At 67.1% G+C, this 17,933-nt stretch carries 18 protein-coding genes; 15 read left to right on the forward strand and 3 right to left on the reverse strand.

Features of this window, described 5'->3' with window-relative positions; genetic code table 11:
• Positions 1–183 precede the first annotated feature (183 nt).
• From acs to BLU04_RS02620, 6 genes are all read left to right on the forward strand, one after another.
• A complete protein-coding gene (gene acs / locus BLU04_RS02595; RefSeq protein ID WP_093281836.1) occupies positions 184–2,169 on the forward strand; it encodes an acetate--CoA ligase in 1,986 nt (661 codons plus the stop codon).
• Between the two features lie 149 nt (positions 2,170–2,318).
• Complete coding sequence (locus BLU04_RS02600) at positions 2,319–4,058, forward strand: ABC transporter ATP-binding protein (RefSeq protein ID WP_093281839.1); 1,740 nt, start codon at positions 2,319–2,321, stop codon at positions 4,056–4,058.
• Between the two features lie 101 nt (positions 4,059–4,159).
• Positions 4,160–4,453, forward strand: a complete 294-nt coding sequence (locus BLU04_RS02605; RefSeq protein WP_093281842.1) for a DnaJ domain-containing protein — start codon at positions 4,160–4,162, stop codon at positions 4,451–4,453.
• Positions 4,450–4,860 (forward strand): hypothetical protein, encoded by a 411-nt coding sequence (locus BLU04_RS02610; RefSeq protein WP_093281845.1) that lies wholly within the window; start codon positions 4,450–4,452, stop codon positions 4,858–4,860. The genes BLU04_RS02605 and BLU04_RS02610 overlap by 4 nt, the downstream gene beginning before the upstream one ends.
• A gap of 54 nt (positions 4,861–4,914) precedes the next feature.
• Positions 4,915–5,661: a hypothetical protein gene (locus BLU04_RS02615; protein ID WP_093281847.1), complete on the forward strand. Its 747-nt coding sequence runs from the start codon at positions 4,915–4,917 to the stop codon at positions 5,659–5,661.
• Between the two features lie 23 nt (positions 5,662–5,684).
• Positions 5,685–6,638, forward strand: a complete 954-nt coding sequence (locus BLU04_RS02620) for a hypothetical protein (RefSeq protein ID WP_093281850.1) — start codon at positions 5,685–5,687, stop codon at positions 6,636–6,638.
• Positions 6,639–6,888: 250 nt separating this feature from the next.
• Here the strand turns inward: BLU04_RS02620 and BLU04_RS02625 are convergent, their stop codons facing one another.
• Positions 6,889–10,047, reverse strand: a complete 3,159-nt coding sequence (locus BLU04_RS02625) for a glycoside hydrolase family 2 TIM barrel-domain containing protein (protein WP_093281853.1) — start codon at positions 10,045–10,047, stop codon at positions 6,889–6,891.
• 123 nt (positions 10,048–10,170) lie between these two features.
• Here BLU04_RS02625 and BLU04_RS02630 point away from each other — a divergent pair, with 123 nt between their 5' ends.
• The 7 genes from BLU04_RS02630 to BLU04_RS02660 all read left to right on the forward strand — a co-directional run bounded on the left by BLU04_RS02630 (position 10,171) and on the right by BLU04_RS02660 (position 14,623).
• Positions 10,171–11,067, forward strand: coding sequence for an AraC family transcriptional regulator (locus BLU04_RS02630; protein WP_093281856.1), 897 nt, complete (start codon positions 10,171–10,173; stop codon positions 11,065–11,067).
• A gap of 60 nt (positions 11,068–11,127) precedes the next feature.
• Positions 11,128–12,024, forward strand: coding sequence for a transglutaminase family protein (locus BLU04_RS02635; RefSeq protein ID WP_093281858.1), 897 nt, complete (start codon positions 11,128–11,130; stop codon positions 12,022–12,024).
• 99 nt (positions 12,025–12,123) lie between these two features.
• Entirely contained in the window at positions 12,124–12,672 is a 549-nt protein-coding gene (locus tag BLU04_RS02640; RefSeq protein WP_093281861.1) for a DUF6580 family putative transport protein, read from the forward strand.
• A gap of 10 nt (positions 12,673–12,682) precedes the next feature.
• A complete protein-coding gene (locus BLU04_RS02645; RefSeq protein ID WP_093281864.1) occupies positions 12,683–13,348 on the forward strand; it encodes a hypothetical protein in 666 nt (221 codons plus the stop codon).
• A gap of 81 nt (positions 13,349–13,429) precedes the next feature.
• Positions 13,430–13,684, forward strand: coding sequence for a translation initiation factor IF-1 (gene infA / locus BLU04_RS02650; RefSeq protein WP_343124801.1), 255 nt, complete (start codon positions 13,430–13,432; stop codon positions 13,682–13,684).
• 33 nt (positions 13,685–13,717) lie between these two features.
• Positions 13,718–14,209 (forward strand): YajQ family cyclic di-GMP-binding protein, encoded by a 492-nt coding sequence (locus tag BLU04_RS02655; protein WP_093281868.1) that lies wholly within the window; start codon positions 13,718–13,720, stop codon positions 14,207–14,209.
• Between the two features lie 6 nt (positions 14,210–14,215).
• Positions 14,216–14,623 carry an EVE domain-containing protein gene (locus tag BLU04_RS02660; RefSeq protein WP_093281870.1) on the forward strand — a complete coding sequence of 136 codons (408 nt, stop codon included), beginning with the start codon at positions 14,216–14,218 and terminating at the stop codon, positions 14,621–14,623.
• A 589-nt stretch (positions 14,624–15,212) separates the two neighbouring features.
• Here the strand turns inward: BLU04_RS02660 and BLU04_RS02665 are convergent.
• Positions 15,213–16,220, reverse strand: a complete 1,008-nt coding sequence (locus BLU04_RS02665) for a sugar phosphate isomerase/epimerase (protein ID WP_157895045.1) — start codon at positions 16,218–16,220, stop codon at positions 15,213–15,215.
• Positions 16,221–16,435: 215 nt separating this feature from the next.
• Here BLU04_RS02665 and BLU04_RS02670 point away from each other — a divergent pair, with 215 nt between their 5' ends.
• Together BLU04_RS02670 and BLU04_RS02675 are read left to right on the forward strand one after the other, a co-directional pair.
• Positions 16,436–16,789, forward strand: a complete 354-nt coding sequence (locus BLU04_RS02670) for a BON domain-containing protein (RefSeq protein ID WP_093281874.1) — start codon at positions 16,436–16,438, stop codon at positions 16,787–16,789.
• A gap of 54 nt (positions 16,790–16,843) precedes the next feature.
• A complete protein-coding gene (locus BLU04_RS02675; RefSeq protein ID WP_173862562.1) occupies positions 16,844–17,386 on the forward strand; it encodes a hypothetical protein in 543 nt (180 codons plus the stop codon).
• Positions 17,387–17,479: 93 nt separating this feature from the next.
• On the opposite strand, the gene rpsU is transcribed toward BLU04_RS02675, so the two are convergent.
• The gene (gene rpsU / locus BLU04_RS02680) at positions 17,480–17,698 is read right to left on the reverse strand and encodes a 30S ribosomal protein S21 (RefSeq protein ID WP_093281879.1); all 219 of its coding nucleotides are present in this window, start codon (positions 17,696–17,698) and stop codon (positions 17,480–17,482) included.
• Positions 17,699–17,933: the final 235 nt, after the last annotated feature.

The raw sequence follows: 17,933 nt of genomic DNA on the forward strand, positions 1-17,933 counted from the left end.
ACGTGCGATAGGGAGAGACGGGGGCAATACGCCCAGACTCCTATTGGGAGAGGGGCGCTTGGCAGATGAGGCGCGTCCGAGTTTCGCCTCTTCCCTCTCAAATGCGGCCATCGCACTTATCGCACTTGAAGTACGGCCTCAACATTGATAAGGACAGTATCTCTCTTCCCCCTGATTTACCCTATGCCCACCGCTAAAAAAGCTCCCGCCACGGCGAAAAAAGACGTTATCGCCATCGATTCCGTTCTGAAAGAAACGCGCGTTTTCAAGCCCTCCCGCAAGCACCTCGGGGAGACGCTGATCAAGGACCTCGCCGCCTACAAGAAGCTCCACAAGCAGTCCCTCTCGAATCCCGAGAGCTTCTGGAAGAATCAGGCGAAGAACCTCGCGTGGGTGAAGCCGTTCAAGAAAGTCCTCGAGTGGAAGAGCCCCCATGCGAAGTGGTTCACCGGCGGCAAGATCAACGTCGCCGCCAACTGCGTCGACCGCCACCTCGAGACCCCCCGCCGCAACCAGGCCGCGATCATCTGGGAAGGCGAGCCCGGCGAAGTCGTCACCCTCACCTACCAGCAGCTTCACCGCCAGGTCTGCCTCTTCGCCAACGTCCTGAAGAAACACGGCATCGCCGCCGGGGACCGCGTCGTCATCTACCTCCCGATGATCCCCGAGGCGATCGTCGCCATGCTCGCCTGCGCCCGCATCGGCGCGGTCCACAACGTCGTCTTCGGCGGCTTCAGCTCCGAATCGCTGAAGGACCGGAGCAACGACTCGGGCGCGAAGCTCATCATCACCGCCGACGGCGGCTACCGCCGCGGCGCGGTCGTCCCGCTGAAGGAGAACGTCGACAAGGCCCTCGCCAACGGCGGCGCCCCCGGCGTGAAGACCGTCCTCGTCGTCCGCCGCACCGGCCAGCCCGTCACGGTCGAGGCCGGGCGCGACCTCTGGATCCACGAGGAGACGGCGAAGGTCTCCGACGTCTGCCCCGCCGTCGGCTTCGACAGCGAGCACCCCCTCTTCATCCTCTACACCAGCGGCAGCACCGGGAAGCCGAAGGGGATCCTCCACACCAGCGCGGGCTACCTCCTCGGCGCGCAGCTGACGACGAAGTACGCCTTCGACCTCCGCCCCGCCGACATCTTCTTCTGCACCGCCGACATCGGCTGGATCACCGGCCACAGCTACGTCACCTACGGCATCCTCGCCAACGGCGGCACCACCTTCATGTACGAGGGCGCGCCGAACCAGCCGAACCCCGACCGGTTCTGGGAGCTGATCGCGAAGCACAAGGTGAACATCCTCTACACCGCGCCGACGGCGATCCGCTCCTTCATCAAGTGGGGCGACCACTGGCCCGCGAAGCACGACCTCTCCTCCCTCCGCATCCTCGGCAGCGTCGGCGAGCCGATCAATCCCGAGGCCTGGGTCTGGTACCACGACAAGATCGGCGGCAAGCGGTGCCCCATCGTCGACACCTGGTGGCAGACGGAGACCGGCTCCCACATGATCCTCACCCTCCCCGGCCTCGACATGAAGCCGGGCGGCGCGGGCCTCCCGTTCTTCGGCGTCGATGCCGCGATCGTCGACGACAACGGCAAGGAAGTGAAGGTCGGCGCGGGCAAGCTCATCCTCCGCCAGCCGTGGCCCTCGATGCTCCGCACCGTCTACGGCGACGACCAGCGCTACAAGGACGCCTACTGGGGCGACATCAAGGGCGCGTACACGACCGGCGACGGCGCGCACAAGGACAAGGACGGCTACTTCTGGATCATCGGCCGCATCGACGACGTCCTGAACGTCGCGGGCCACCGCCTCGGCACCTCCGAGGTGGAGAGCTCCCTCGTCAGCCACCCCCTCGTCGCCGAGGCCGCCGTCGTCGGCCGCCCCGACGAGCTGAAGGGCCAGGCCGTCGTCGCCTTCGTCACCCTCAAGGGCGGCAACGCCTCCTCCCCCGAGGTCGCCGAGCAGCTCCGCAAGCACGTCGCCAAGGAGATCGGCCCCATCGCGAAGCCCGACGAGATCCGATTCGCCGACGCCCTCCCGAAGACCCGCAGCGGCAAGATCATGCGCCGCCTCCTCCGGCAGGTCGCCGCCGGCGACGAGATCAAGGGCGACGTCACGACGCTGGAAGACCTCACCGTCCTGGCGAAGCTGAAGGGGATCGAGGACTAAGTCCTCTTCCTTGCGCCAAAAACCCCCGGCTCTTCGGAGCCGGGGGTTTTTGTGCCGCGAGAGGGGCTCCCTTTTTCCCCAAGCCCCCCCTTGAGTCCCCCCCAGGTTCTGATACAGTCACTCCCCGTTGCCGCTTCGTCGGCGACACCATGCAAATCGACCCGATCGAAAACGAGTTCCAGAGCGCCCATCCCTGGCGGACCCTTGTCCGCCTCTATTGGCCCGAGCGCCGCTCCGTCCTCCTCGTCATCTGCCTCTACGTCGTCAAGGCGAGCGCGATCTGGATCCTCCCGATCGTCACGGCGAACATCATCGACATCGTCGCCCATCCCGGGCCGAAGGCGGCGGCCTCCCTCTGGATCAACATCACGGTCGGCGCCGTCGCCGTCGTCCAGAACATCCTCACCCACGTCCTCTGGGCCGACCACCTGAGCCGCTCGATCCGCAACGTCGAGATCCGGCTCCGCTCCGCCCTCGTCCGCCGCTTCCAGACCCTCTCCATCGGCTACCACAGCAGCATCGAGAGCGGCGTCCTCCAGACGAAGGTGCTGCGGGACATCGAGTCGGTGGAGCAGCTCGTCCGGGCGATGGCCGACGGCTTCCTCGGCTCGATCATCAGCATCGTCGTCGCCATCGCCGTGACCGCGGTCCGGATGCCCCTCTTCGTCCCCGTCTTCATGCTCTGCGTCCCGATCATCCTGGTCACGCGCCGCCTCGTCTCGGCCCGCCTCCAGTCCCACAACGCGGCGATGCGGCGGGAGCTGGAGGCGATGAACTCGATGGTCATCGGGATGATCTCGATGATCCCGATCACCCGCGCCCACGCCGTCGAGGAGACCGAGATCGCCAAGGCGACCACCCGCTTCCAGGCCGTCCGGGCCGTCGCCCGCTCCTTCGACCGGATCACGGCGTTCTTCGGCGCCTCGATGTGGGTCGTCCTCATGCTCTGCAACCTCAGCGGCATCTCCCTCGCCGCCTACCTCGCCATCCGGGGCGTCGTCCACCTCTCGCCGGGGGACATCGCCCTCCTCGCGGGCTACTTCGCCACGATCATGAACTCGGTCCTCGGCCTGGTGAACCTCCTGCCGATCCTCACCCGGGGCTTCGACGCGCTGGAGAGCATCGGCGAGATCGTCCAGTGCCCCGACATCGAGGAGAATCGCGGGAAGGTCGCCGTCGCCGCCGTGAAGGGGGCCTTCCGCTTCGAGGGTGTCGGCTTCCATTACCGCGGCGGCGAGGAGAAGCCGGCCCCCGCCCTCGACGGCATCACCCTCGAGATCGCCCCCGGGGAGACCGTCGGCATCGTCGGCCCCAGCGGTTCCGGGAAGTCGACCCTCGCCAGCCTCGTCACCGGCTTCCACCGGCCGACCGAGGGGCGGATCGTCCTCGACGGCGTCGACATGGCCGGGATCGATTTCCGGACCTTCCGCCGCCACCTCGCCGTCGTCAGCCAGCAGACGATCCTCTTCGACGGCACGGTCCGGGAGAACATCGTCTACGGCACCCCCGACGTCACCGACGCGGCGCTCCAGGAGGCCGTCCGCGCCGCCAACGCCTCCGGCTTCGTCGCCGACCTCCCGAAGGGCCTCGACACCCTCCTCGGCGCGGGCGGCATCCAGCTGAGCGGCGGGCAGCGGCAGCGGCTCTCCATCGCCCGGGCCCTCCTGCGGAACCCGCGCGTCCTGATCCTCGACGAGGCGACGAGCGCCCTCGACATCGAGGGCGAGGCCCTGGTCCAGCAGGCCCTGGAGCGGCTGATGAAGGGGCGGACGACCTTCGTCATCGCCCATCGCTCCGGGACGCTGCGGCACGCGAACCGGATCGTCTTCCTCGAAAAGGGGCGGATCGTCCGGATCGGGACCTTCGCCGACCTGGAAGCGGTCCATTAGCGCCTTCCCCGCCGCTTTCCGCCCCGCTCCATTCCCCCCGCAATTATATCTGTAGGGATTTCGGGGGAGTGTGGTAAAAGTTCACCCCGCTGTTCCCGCCCATGTCCAAAGACTATTACAAGCATCTCGGCCTTCCCCGCACCGCCACCGAGGCGGAGATCAAGTCGGCCTACCGCCGCCTGGCCAATGCCCATCACCCGGACAAGAACGGCGATCCGGCCCTCTTCCTCGCGATCAACGAGGCCTACGGCATCCTCGGCGACGCCGCGAAGAAGAAGGCCTACGACGAGAGCCAGAGCGTCGCCCTCGTCACGAACCTCGACGAGGTCGCGATGACGGTCATCGAGGACTACTTCAGCCAATTCCAGCAGCCCCCCCACCCCACGCACGAATGAATTATCAAGAGCAGTTCGACCAGATGGTCGAATACGTCGGCAGCTACTTCGCCCGCGAGAAGACCGAGAACATGGCCCGCCGCGAGTTCCTCCGCGAGCGCGAGGAACTCCTCCGCAGCGTCCCCTCGATCGACGCCGAGACCCTCGGCACGAACCCCTACTACGCCGCCATCGGCTTCCTCGGCTTCATCCGCTTCACCGAGGGGCCGGAGCTGAAGGACTTCGACATCCTCCCCTCGCCGACGGCCCTCGCCGCGCTGCGCCAATCGGGCGGCGTCACCATGGAGAAGAGCGCCGTCCCCGTCTGGATCTTCCTGGAGAAGAACCATCCCGACGCCGCCCTCGCCGCCGTCGTCCTCGCCTCGATGGGCCGCAAGAACGAGACGATCAAGAAAGCCCTCAAATAGAGGGTCCCAGGAATTCCCGCAGCCCCCTCACCCCACCCCGAAGCCCCCCTTCCCATGAGCGATCCCGCCAATCCCAACGCCAGCGCCCTCTACATCCGCACCGTCCTGAAATCGTCGGGCGCGAAGGCGACCGAGACCGCCCTGGCCACCATCGGGGCCGACCACGGCGACGAGCAGCTGGCCGTGATCGTCGGGGAGCTGACCCCCGGCGAGGTCAGCCAGATCCTCAGCGCCTCCGACTACACGAAGCCCTCCATCGCCACCCACTTCATCACCGCCGAGCAGCTCCTCGGCGTCCTGGAGCGGATCGGCGGCGAGTGGGGCTCGCTGAAGGGATCGACGATCAACGTCCTCGTCTCCCTCCGGCGCGACATCAGCGACCGGCTCCTCCCCGTCGTCCTCCTCGCCGACGCCCCGCAGAAGGCCGCCCTCCTCGACGGGCTGCTGAAGAACACCCTCTCGCGGAACCTCATCACCGCCCTCCCCCTCTACGAGACCGAATGCCCGGAGTTCTTCACCGAATTCGAGCCGAGCGCCGCGCAGCAGGGGACCTGGCAGGAACTCTACGCCGAGATCCACCACCACTCCGCCGCCGAGTTCGACAAGCTGAAGCGGGCGATCCTCGGCCTCCTCACCAAGCACGGCGAGGGCCCGGGCGAGGAGGACGAAGTCCTCGCCGAGACCAAGGAATCGGAAGCCTTCCTGATGCGCGCCCTCCAGACCCTCTCCGACCGCGCCGCGAAGATCGTCGAGGCGAATCCCGAGGAGAAGAAGGCCCCCGGCGTCTTCGACCGCTTCTGAAAATCACCGCTTCCCGCCCTCCCTTGCCCACCAAGCCTTCCTCCCCGAACGCGAACGCCCTGGCGACGCGCGAGACCGGCCTCCCGGTCACTGTGGCCCTCGACCACGCCTTCAAGGCGGGGCTGATCCCGGTCACCCTCGCCGCCCTCCGCAAGGAGGAGCTGCGCGACATCGTGAAGGACGCCGCGAAGAAATTCGTCGGCTTCCAGAACGTCGAGTCGATCCGCAAGGCGTTGGAGATCGTCCTCGGCATCCTCTCCCTCGCCGTCGCCGCCTCGACGAAGGGGGAGACCGATCCCGAGGCGTGGGCGCAGTACGTCGCCTCCCACGGCTTCGCCGACCTCGTCGGGAAGGCAATCGGCCTCGTCGACCTGGTCCACCAGGACAAAGACGGCCCGGGCGCGAACTACAACTACGTCTTCGAGAACGACAAGCCGACGGCGGCCGTCCGCGACATGCTGCTGAAGTTCGCGGGCGCGCGGACGAAGGACCGCTGGACCGGCTATGCGTCCTACGTCCACGACCGCGACGTCGCCCACCAGAAGCAGGCCGAGGACCGGCTGATGCGGTGGCTCGTCGCCCGGCTCCTCAACGAGAGCCGCCCGCTCACCTCGCTCTATCCGCCGATCGAGGAGGCCGACTCGGCCGACATCGTGATCAACACCCTCCTCTTCCGCCACGCCGCCGACCTCGGCTTCGGCGCCGGCCGGGAGAAGGCGATCCAGCTCCGCAAGGCCGACTTCCTGGCCGTGCGGAAGAAATACACCGCCGCCCCCGCCGCGTGGAAGAAAGCCGCCGCGAAGCGCTACGACACCCTCCTCGCCACGATCCCCGAAACCCTCCTCCCCGGCCTCGGCGACGGCAAGTGGTTCGCCGAAGTCCTGAAGAAAGGCCCCCCCGCCCTGAGCGCCAAGACCGACATGGTCGAGACCATCGACTCGATCACGGGGATCTATTATTACGACGTCCTGGGGTAGCGGGGGGAAGGGCGGCCCTTCGGGACGGGGTACATCTCCCTGTACAGGTGGATGCAACCCGCGCGTTTAGAGATGCAAGAGGGGGCTGCGCCCCTCCTGCACCTCCCCCTCGGATAGGCCGTGATGTAGATAAGGCCCTATCCAAGAGGCATCTCTCCCATCAGTCCGCTCTACTCCGCTGAATCTAACCTCCTTGAGGGCCGAGGCCTGGGAAGGAGCATCCGAGGAGCAATCCTCTCCCCCCGGGGCTTTACCCCTTCAGCACGTAATTCCAACGGAACGTCCCCGTGCCGATCTGATACTGCGGGAGGGTCTCCGGGCCGCACGATTGGGTGCCGAGGCCGCGCTGTTTGAAGTCGAGGTTCAGGATCGTCTCGGGACGGGCCTTGGCTTCGAGTTCGTGGGTGTGGAGGGCAGCGTAGAGGTCGTGGGCGGTGTAGTGGCTCGCCGAGAATTCGAGCGGGCCTCCCGGCGCAGCCTCGACGGCGAGGAGGGCGCCGTTCCGGTTCCCGAGGGTCAGCCAGCGGACATCGGTGTGGTTCCCGTGTTCCTGCGGCATGACGTAAGGGACGTATTGCCCGGTGACGGTCGAGGCATGGCGGTCGACGAGGGCGGACCGTTTCCGGTCCGCATAATTCTCCCACGGACCGCGGCCGAACCATTCCAGCGCCTCGAACCCGGCCGGGAGGGTGAGGGTGACGCCGAGACGGGGGAGGTCGGCAAAGGTGTTCTCCTTGTTCTTTTCGACGGTGAAGACATTCTCCGCCGCCAGCGTCCCGTCGGGGGCGAGGGTGTAGCTGTGCTTCAGGACGACGGCCTTCGCCGAGGCGGCGCATTGCGCCGTGTGGACGAGGGCGACGGTGACGGTGCCGTCGGCGTTCTTCTTCGCCGTCGCGGGAGCGGCGACGATCTCGGTCTTGTCGAGCCCGGCGGCCCGCCATTTGCCGAGCGTCCGCCACGCCTCGTGGGTCCAGCCCTTGATGCCGTCATTGTCGGTCGGGCCGCGCCAGATCTGGAGCTCGGGTCCGGCGAGGAGGAGCTCCTTCCCCTTCACGCGGAAGGCGACGATCCGGCCCGCCTCGACGGAGAGGTGGACGAGGGCGTTCTCCACGACGATCCGGTCGGCGCTCTTCGTGAGGACGAGGGGTGAGGTCTTGCCCTGGGCCGCCTTTACGACTTTGGCCTTGGCCTTCGGCGCGGGGAGGGCGAACTGTTCCCAGCCGAGGAGGTGGCCGGCGGCGCACCACGCGGTCTTCACGGCGCTCTCGAAGCGGAGGTGGAGGAAGGCTTCCTGGCCGGGCTCGAGCTTCAGGGCGGGGAGCTTCAGCTTGATCGCCTCGGTCTTCTGCGGCGCGGTCTTCAGCACGGGAAGCTTCCCCTTCGCCTTCACAACGCCGTCAACCTTCACTTCCCAGAAACCGCGGATCGCGGCGAGGGTGGCGAAATCGAGCTTGTTCTTGATCTGGAGGATGCCGGTCTTCGGGTTGAACGCGACAGCCTTCGCGGGTTGGGCGAGGTAGCGGAACTCGGCGACGGCGGGATGGGGCTTCCGATCGGGCCAGACGAGGCCGTCGCAGACAAAGTTGAGGTCGTTCGGCGTGTCGCCGAAGTCGCCGCCGTAGGCCCAGTAGTCCTTGCCGTCGGCGGTCTTCTGCTTCAGGCCATGGTCGATCCATTCCCAGATGAAGCCACCCTGGAGGCCGGGGTATTTCTCGAACGCGTCCCAGTAGTCGGCGAGGGAGCCGTTGCTGTTCCCCATCGCATGGGAGTACTCGCAGAGGATATAGGGGCGGGTCTGGTCGGGGTGATCCTTGTCGGTCGCCCACTCGATCATGTCTTCGATCTTGTGGTACATCGGGCAGACGATGTCGGTGACGCGGTAGCCGAGGTCGTAACGCTTCCGTCCGTGCTCGGCCTCGGGGCTCTGGGGGCAGACACCCGGCTCGTAGTGGAGGGGGCGGCTCGGGTCAAACCCCCGGATCCAGCCCGCCATGGCGTCGTGGTTCGGCCCGTGGCCGCTCTCGTTGCCGAGGGACCAGAGGATGACGGAGGGATGGTTCTTGTCCCGCTCGACCATCCGGACGGCGCGGTCGAGGAAGGCCCCGGCGTAGCGCCGGTCCTGGTTCATCGTGTGGTAGAAGGCGTGGGCCTCGAGGTTCGCCTCGTCGATGACGTAGAGGCCGAGCTCGTCGCAGAGGTCGAGCCAATGGGGATCGTTCGGGTAGTGGGAGGTGCGGACGGCGTTGAAGCTGAACTGCTTCATCGTGACGGCGTCGAGGCGGAGGGTCTCGCGGTCGAGGGCCTTCCCCTTCGTGTCGTGGTGGTCGTGCCGGTTCACTCCCTTGATGAGGACGCGCCTGCCGTTGACGAGGAGCATCCGGTCCCGGACCTCGACGGTGCGGAAGCCGACGCGGGCCGAGGTCGATTCGATCGCCTTTCCGGCCTTGTCCTTCAGCGTGACGACGAGGCGGTAGAGGTGCGGCACCTCGGCCGACCAGGCGAGGACGTCCTTCACGGCGAGGTCGAAGGAGGCGGCGACGCGGTGGGCGTGCGAGGGATGGCCGAGGGGGACGGGGGAGAGGAGCGGCTTCTTCAGCACGGCTTTCCCCTTCGGGTCGAAGAGGACCGCCTCGACGCTCCATCCGGCCTCGGGCTGGCCGGGGAAGCCGACCGTCGCCCGCGCCTTCAGGCGGCCGTCGCGATAGCCGTTCTCGAGGCCAGGCGTGACGAAGAGGTCGGCGAGGTAAACCGGGGAGGTGGCGTAGAGATAGACCTCGCGGTGGAGGCCGCCCATCCACCATTGGTCCTGATCCTCGATGAAGGTGGCATCCGACCACTTCACGACGACGGCGACGACCTCGTTCGGCTCCCCGGCGGCGACGAAGGGGGTGATGTCGAACTCGGAGGGAAGGCGGGAATCCTTGCCCATGCCGACGGCCTGGCCGTTCACGTAGACGTAGAGGACGCTCTCGGCCCCGCCGAAGTGAATCACGATCCGGCGGCCGTCCCACGCGGCGGGGACGTCGAAGGTCGTGGCGTAGATGCCGGTCGGGTTCGCCTCGGGGACGAAGGGCGGCTCGTCGCTGAAGGGCATCTGGACGTTGGTGTAATGGGGCTTGTCGTAGCCCTGCATCGTCCAGTTCCCGGGAACCGCGACCTCGGCCCAGCCGGAGCGGTCGAGCCCGGCGGAGAGATCCTCCAGCGTCACCTCCTCGGGCTTCGCCGCGAGGCGGAAGCGCCACGGGCCATTGAGGAGGCGGAACCACGGCGAGGCGACGCGGTCGTTGCGCTTCGCCCCGGCGACGTCGGGATAGGGGTAGAGCGTCGCCCGCATCGGGAGCCGGTTGACCGAGACAGTCTCGGGCGAGAGGTAGGTGCGGACGGAGGGAAGCGGGAAGGAGTGTAGCATGGGGGGCGACAATGGGATTGGCTCCTAATCTCCGCGCACCGGCACCGGGAGGCAAGCGGCCTTTCGGGTCGGCCTGGGGTATTTATTGTCTCTTTTTTAGATTTTGATAAAAAAATGGAATAAATGCCTGGAAAAATACAATTCTGGGAAGGCGATATTCAGATCCGGTTGGCGGCGGAGAGCCGCTATTCCTCGGCCCGCACCTTCTATTGGCACCGCCATTCCTTCTACGAGATCGGCCTCGTCCTGAGCGGCACCTGCACGTGGCGGCTCGGCCCCCGGTCGGGCGCGCGGACGCGGACAGTCGTCTCCGCGGGAGAGGCGATCCTCCTCCCGCCCGAGGCGTGGCATGGAGAAGAGATCGCCGCCGGGCAGGAGGCCCGGATCGCCTGGATCGGCTTCGATTGCCCCGCCCCGCCGCCCGCGTGGATGGGGCGCCCCGTCGCCCTCCGCGACGATGCCGCCGAAATCGCCCAGGCATGCCGCGCCATCTACCGGGAACACAGCCGCCCCGGGAACGGCCCCCGCATCCGCCTGGCGATCCAGACGCTGCTCCTCCTTACGGCCCGGCAGGCGGAGACCGGAAACGAGGCCGAGGGAGGGCACCCCGCCGGCGGGAACGAAGCCGGGAGCGGAGAGGCATCGGGGCTCAACCCGCGCCAGCTCCGCTGCGTCGAGGCGGCGGCCCACACCCTCCGGGAGAACCTGACCTCGCGGCTGACGATCGCCCAGGTCGCCACCTTCCACTCCCTCTCCCCCGCCCATTTCTCGACCCTCTTCCGCCGCCGCTACGGCACCTCCCCGCGCGCCTTCCTCCGCCGCGCCCGCGTCGACAAGGCCGAGGCGCTCCTCGCCGCCTCCGACCTCTCGGTCAAGGAAGTCGCCGCCCTCACCGGCTTCGCCGACGCGCCCCACCTGTGCAAGACGTTCCGCTCGCTCCGGGCGCGGACCCCGGGGAAGGGGCGTTCTTCGCAAAAGATTCGCGAAGGGCTCCCCCCACCCCCCGCAAGAAATCGTTAGGAAGGTCCCCGTTTTGGGTTTAGGTTCCGGTGTGTCCCATCAGTCCTTTTCATCGCAGGCATGAATCTCTTGCCTCCCAAACTCACCGTCCGGGTCGGCTGCTCCATCCGCTATCAATGCGCGTTGCCGACGCCGATGATCCTCGTCCTCCGGCCCTGGCGGGATGAGAATCAATTCATCCGGCAGGAGCGCTTCTCCGTCAGCCCCGGCGTCGCCACCCAGGAGTACAACGACATCCACGGGAACCTCGCCTGCCGCACCATCATGCAGCCGGGGGAAAACACCGTCAGCCACGACGCCCTCGTCGACATCTCCCCGGAGCCCGACAACCTCGGCCACCAGTGGTTCGCCCTCCCCGTCGACCAGCTCCCTACCGACGTCCTCCGCTACATCCTCCCGAGCCGCTATTGCGACTCGGACAAGCTCCTCGACTTCGCCTGGCAGCAGTTCGGCCAGACCCCGAACGGGATCGACCGGGTCTACGCGATCTGCAACTGGCTCCACGCGAACATCGAGTACCGCTGGGGCGGGGGGAGCCCGAACATCTCCGCCTCGGAAGTCATCGCGCAACGCTTCGGCGTCTGCCGGGACTTCGCCCACACCGGGATCGCCCTCTGCCGCGCCTTCAACATGCCGGCCCGCTACATCGTCGGCCACCTCCCCGACATCGGCCACATCGACCCCGGCACCCCGATGGATTACCACGCCTACTTCGAGGTCTACCTCGGCGGCCGGTGGTGCACCTTCGACGCCCGGTTCAACGAGCCCCGGATCGGCCGCATCAAGGTCGCCCAGGGCCTCGACGCCGTCGACGGCGCCTTCTCCACCTGCTACGGCCAGGCCATCCTGGCGTGGTTCAACGTCTGGGCCTACCAGGTGAACCCGAACGAAGTCTCGGTCGGCGATCCGATCGACCTGAGCAAGCGCCTCGACGGCGACCTCCTCGTGCGGCGCTGAAGCCGCCCCCGGGAGGCCTTGCCCGCCGCGCTCCGAATTGACGCGCCCCCCGGGGCCTGCCATGCTGAAGCCCGGCCCCAGGCCTTCCCCATTCCCGCCATGAACCCCCGCTTCACCTTCCTCGCCTCCCTCGTCCTCGCCGCCGCCGCGCTGCGGGTGATCCCCCATCCCGCCAACTTCACCCCCGTCGCCGCCATCGCCCTCTTCGCCGGGGCCCGCTTCGCCGACCGGCGGATGGCCTTCCTCGTCCCCCTCGCCGCGATGGCCCTCAGCGACCTCGTCCTGAACCTCCGCTCCCCCAACCTCGCCCTCGCCCTGACGATCCTCCCCATCGTCTACGCCGCCTTCGCCCTCACCGTCGTCCTCGGCTTCCTCCTGCGGGGCCGGTCGAACGCCCTCGCCATCGCCGGGACCGGCGTCCTCGCCTCGGTCCTCTTCTTCGGCGTGACGAACCTCGGCGTCTGGGCCGTCGGCGGCATCTACCCGCACACCGCCACGGGCCTCGCCGACTGCTACGCCGCCGCGATTCCCTTCTATCGCAACGGCCTCCTCGGCACCCTCTTCTTCTCCGCCGTCCTCTTCGGCGGCTTCGCCCTCGCCGAGCGCCGCTTCGAGGGGCTCCGCGAGCCGCGGCCCGTCGCGGCCTAGGGCTTCCCCCATGTCGGCGGCCGTGCTCTGGACCGGGGGGAAGGACTCGGTCCTCGCCCTTCATGAAGCACGTGCAGCGCGGCAGGCGGGCCAAGCTGACGCGGACGCCGTCTCCCTCCTGGTCACCTTCGCCCCGCCGGAAGGGGAGTTCCTCGCCCATCCCCTCCCCGTCCTCGCCGCCCAGGCGGCCTCCCTCGGCCTTCCCCACCGTGTGGTCCCCATCGAGGGGACCGACTACGCCGCCCGCTACGAGGAAGCCCTGCACGCCCTGCGCGGGGAAGGGATCGCGACCGTCATCACCGGCGACATCGCCGAGGTCGGCGGCCAGCCGAACTGGATCGAGGCGCGGTGCCGCGCCCTGCGCGAGGCGGGCCGTCCCGCCCCCGTCCTCCGTCGCCCCCTCTGGGGGCGCGACCGGGAAGCCCTGCTCCGCGCCCTCCTCGCCGCCCGGTTCGAGGTCCGCTTCTCCCACGTGAAGGCCCCGTGGTTCACCCCGGAGTGGCACGGCCGCCCGCTCGACGCCGCCGCCGTCGAGGCCCTGAAGGCGATCCGCGCCGATCCCCGCCTCGCCCCGCCCCTCGACCTTTGCGGCGAGGAGGGCGAGTATCACACCCTCGTCGTCGACGGCCCCGGTTTCGCCCGGCCCGTCGCTTTCCCCTCCCGCGCAGGGACTTGACGCCTCCCCGAAAGAGGGCATACTTTACTTTCCAATACCGGAAAGAACCGAAAAGCCCTGTCCCCTATGTCGCTCGATACCATGATTGAAGTTGAAGGAAAGATCACCACGATCCTTCCCGGCACCATGTTCCGCGTCGAGTTGGACAACGGCCACGTCGTCCTCGCCCACATTTCCGGCAAGATGCGGAAGCACTTCGTCCGCCTCACCCATGGCGACCGCGTGAAGCTCGAGATGTCCCCCCACGACCTCGACAAGGCGCGCATCCTCTTCCGCCTCGATCGTCCCGTCGACGGCAGCCTCCCCCGCCGCCGCCCGCAGCATCGCCGCCGCTAGGGCCGCGACCCGAGTCCCTCCCCCCTTTCCGCCATGCCGTCCTTCGACGTCGTCTCCGAAGTCAACCAGGACGAGGTGCAGAACGCCCTCAACCAGGCCAACAAGGAAATCACCACCCGCTTCGACTTCAAGGACGCCGGTGCCGAGATCGTCCAGGAAAAGAACGACATCAAGCTCCGCGCCGTCAACGCCTTCAAGTTGAAGGCCCTCGCCGAGATCGTCCTCGGCAAGCTCGCCAAGCGCGGCGTCAGCCTGAAGAACATCGAGCAGAAGGAGCCCGACATCTCCTCCACCGGCAAGGCCTCCCAGACCCTCGTGATCAAGCAGGGCTTCGAGGGCGACACCGCGAAGATCATCGTCGCCGCCGCGAAGGCGACGAAGCTCAAGATCCAGGCCCAGATCCAGGGGACCGACGTCCGCGTCACCGGCAAGAACCGGGACGACCTCCAGGAAGTGATGGCCGCCCTCCGCGCCGGGGTCGACGACTTCCCCGTCGCCATCGGGTTCAAGAACTTCCGCGACTAGACCGCCATGGCCTCTTGGTTGGTCAAGCAGGAGCCGACGGCCTACGCCTTCGCCACCTTCCAGAAGGAGAAGGAGACCGAGTGGACCGGCGTCCGCAATTTCCAGGCGCGGAACAACCTCCGCGCCATGAAGAAGGGCGACCGCGTCTTCTACTACCATTCGGTCGAGGAAAAGCGCGTCGTCGGCCTCGCCACCGTGGCCCGCGAAGCCCACCCCGACACGACGGCGACCGAGGGAGATTGGTCGTGCGTCACCCTCAAGGCGGGGAAGGCCCTCCCCGAGCCGGTCACGCTGGAAGCGATCAAAGGCGATCCGTTGCTGAAAGAGATCGCGCTCGTGAGGCAGAGCCGCCTCTCCGTGGTGCCGTTGACGGAGAAGGAAGCGGATCGGTTGGCGAAGCTCGGCGGAATTTGAGGGGTCGCGCAGGGGCTTTTTTTCCCGATAGGAGTCAGGGCGTATTGGCCCCGTCTCTCCCTATCGCTCGTACCCTCGGGCGCTCAGGGAAGCAGCGGATTTTAATCCAGTTCGGAGACAAGGCGCCGCCAAAGCGCGTCCGCCTAGTTAAGGCCCTCCGAAGGGGAGGTTCGAGGAGGGGCGGAGCCCCTCTTGGGCTATAAAGCGGGTCGCCTCCAGCTGTACAGGGTTGACCGCGCAGGTCCCGAAGGGCTGCCCCGCTCGGTGGCGTTACCCAGCGTGGGTCTCCCAGGCGCTCTGTATCCCTACGCCTCATCTTCCAAGCGTTCTTCTCCCATGCGTTTCGTGTCCCATACGCCTTATCTCCCAAGCGTTCCTCTCCCATGCGCTTGGCAAACGGAACGCTTGGGAGACAAGGCGCACGGGGAAAGGGATCGCGGAACGGGAACCGCCCTTCGGGACTTGCGCGGTCAACCCGGTACAGCTGGAGGCGATCCGCTTTATAGCCCAAGAGGGGCTTCGCCCCTCCTCGAACCTCCCCTTCGGAGGGCCTCAACTAGGCGGACGCGCTTTGGCGGCGCCTCGTCTCCTAACTGGATAAAAATCCGCTGCTTCCCTGAGCGCCCGAGGGTACGTGCGATAGGGAGAGGGCCGCTTGGGAAGAATGATGCGTCCGCAGGGCTTCCCAGGTGAGGCGGCTTTTCACCACGTCCTCGACCTTCGTCCGGGGGGAGAGTTCGAGGACTTCGATGCAGCTTTCGGGCAGCAGGGGGATCAACCGGGGGAAGTCGATTGCCGTTCCTTCGGGCAACAGGGGGCGGTGGTCGTGGTCGGGCGGGGTGCAGTCGTGGATGTGGCAGCCGAGGAGGCGGGGGCGGCGGCGGGCGAGGGTCTCCGCGTGGTCGTGCCAACCGAGGTAGGCCTTCCGCTGGGCGTGGCCGAAGTCGTGCCAGTAGCCGACGACCTCGGGCGGGAAATCGGCGAGGCACTGTTCCATTTCGAGCTCGTCGGGGAACTCGCCGTAATCCTCGCGGCACTCGAAGCCGAGCCGCAATCCCCGCTCCCGCGCGGCGGCGACGACGGTCTCCAGGCAGGGCCGGACGCGGCCGTAGACGGCGTCGAAGGCCTTCCGCCGGGCGACGACGGCGGAGAGCTTCGCCCGCGTGTAGTCGCGCTTCAGGAAGCGCCCTTCGTCCCAGAGATCGGCCAGCTTCCGGGAGATGCCGTGCCGGGGATCGCGCTCGACGCGGCCCAGGTGGAGGACGACGGCGGGAGCGCCGACGCGGCAGGCGAAGTCGAGCGTCTCCAGCGTGTATTGGACGGCGAGGGCCCGCTGCCGCGCGCGCGGGTCGCTGAACTCGAAGGCGTTCGGCGAGGGCCGGGAAACCTCGAGCGGCACGGGGCAGAAATTGTGGACCGAGGAGATGGCGGCGATCCCCTCGCGGACGGCGTCGAGGATGCCGGGGCAGAGGCTGTAGCGGACGGCGTGGCCGAGCTCGACCCGGGCGAAGCCGAGGGAGGCGGCCTCCGCGAGCATCGCCTTCCCGTCCCGATGCTTGGAGGCGTTCCATGCGGTGGAAAGGGCGGGGGAGGGCATGGGGAGAGGATGCCGGGAGCGAGGCGGCAGATCAATCCTGCGCCGCCTCCGCCCGCCGGGAATGCAAAATCCCGGGGAAAGCGGGCGGTGCAATGCGAAATGCCTGTTTTCGTTTCGCCCGATTTTCCGGCGCATTTTTCCGATTCCCTTTCCCGCCCAAGGAGTAACGGCGGGCGGGCCGCCGCTGGCACGGGCGCTGCGCCCCTCCTCGTGACATGAAATACATCTTCACTCTCGGCGCGCTCGGCCTGGCGGCGACCCTCTGCATGGCCGATACCGCCTCGACGAACGATCCGGCCAACAGCGCCAACAACCGGAACCAGACGACCACCGCCGCCGACCAGTCGAACGCGCAAAGCGACGTCGAGCTGACGGCGAAGATCCGCTGGGCCCTGACCAAGGACACCCGCCTCTCGACCGACGCCCAGAATGTGAAAATCATCACGAACCAGGGCAAGGTCACGCTGCGCGGCGTCGTCGACAGCGCGGCCGAGAAAAAGCGCGTCGCCCATCACGCGGCCAAAATCGCGGGCAAGGCGAACGTCGACAACGGCCTCGAAGTCAAATAGCCGAAGCCGAAAGCCATTCCCTCTCCTCAACCAACCCCATACCCATCCACCATTATGTCCAAATCGTCCGTTTACGCCCTCGTCGACACCTATCCCCAGGCCGAAGCCATCGTCGACCGCCTCAAGGCCGACAACTTCTCCTACAACGACATCTCGGTCCTCTTCTCCGACAAGGCGGGGACCCGCGACTTCGCCCATGAAAAGCACACCAAGGCGCCCGAAGGCGCGGCGACCGGGGCCGTCTCCGGCGGCGTGGTCGGCGGCGTCCTGGGCTGGCTCGTCGGCATCGGATCGCTCGCCATTCCCGGCGTCGGCCCGCTGATCGCGGCGGGGCCGATCCTGGCCGCCCTCAGCGGCGCGGCGGTCGGTGCCACAGCGGGCGGCGTCGCCGGCGGCCTCATCGGCCTCGGCATCCCCGAGTACGAAGCGCGCCAGTATGAGGAAAAGATCAAGTCGGGGAGCATCCTGATCTCTGTCCACTCGGAGAACCGCGACGAGACGAAGCGGGCGAAGAAGATCTTCGAGGAACTCGGCGCGAAGGACATCGCCGTCCGCGACGAGGAATCGGTCTCCAAGAAGGAAAAGGTCCTTTCCTAAAATCGCCCCTCCCAAAGAAAAACCCGGCCCTCGCTTGCGCGAGAGGCCGGGTTTTTTGGGAGGTGAACAGTCGTTCGCCTGGACCGGATGCGATTAAGCGATCGGGGCCGTCGACGAGGGACGGTTCAGGTTGAACGCGCCCCAGAAGTTCAAGCGGGCCTCGCGGGCCTTGCGCTTCTTCTTCTCGGTGGTGTTCTCGAAGGTACGACGGGTGCGGGCCTCGCGGAGAGTGCCTTCACGGTCGAGCTTCTTCTTCAGACGCCGGAGCGCCTTGTCGATCGATTCGCCTTTTTTGATGCGGACTTCGGTCATTGTTAATTCACCTCGCTTCTTTCTTCCTCCACCGGAACGGGTTGGTGTCCCGGTGTAGAGGGGGGCGTACCTTGCAAGAGGTACGGGGAAAGAGTCAAGTACTCGCTCCCGAGAGGGAAAAAAGCAGGGAACTGGTTGTTTCTACCTAGGCCATTGCCGGAATATACTTAATACGTGTGATGGAGGCCCTTTTCATTGGCACCGCTCCTCAATCTGTTTTATCTGTACGACGCAA

This window comes from Verrucomicrobium sp. GAS474 (genome assembly GCF_900105685.1).
In the GTDB taxonomy this organism is placed as follows: Bacteria; Verrucomicrobiota; Verrucomicrobiia; order Methylacidiphilales; family GAS474; genus GAS474.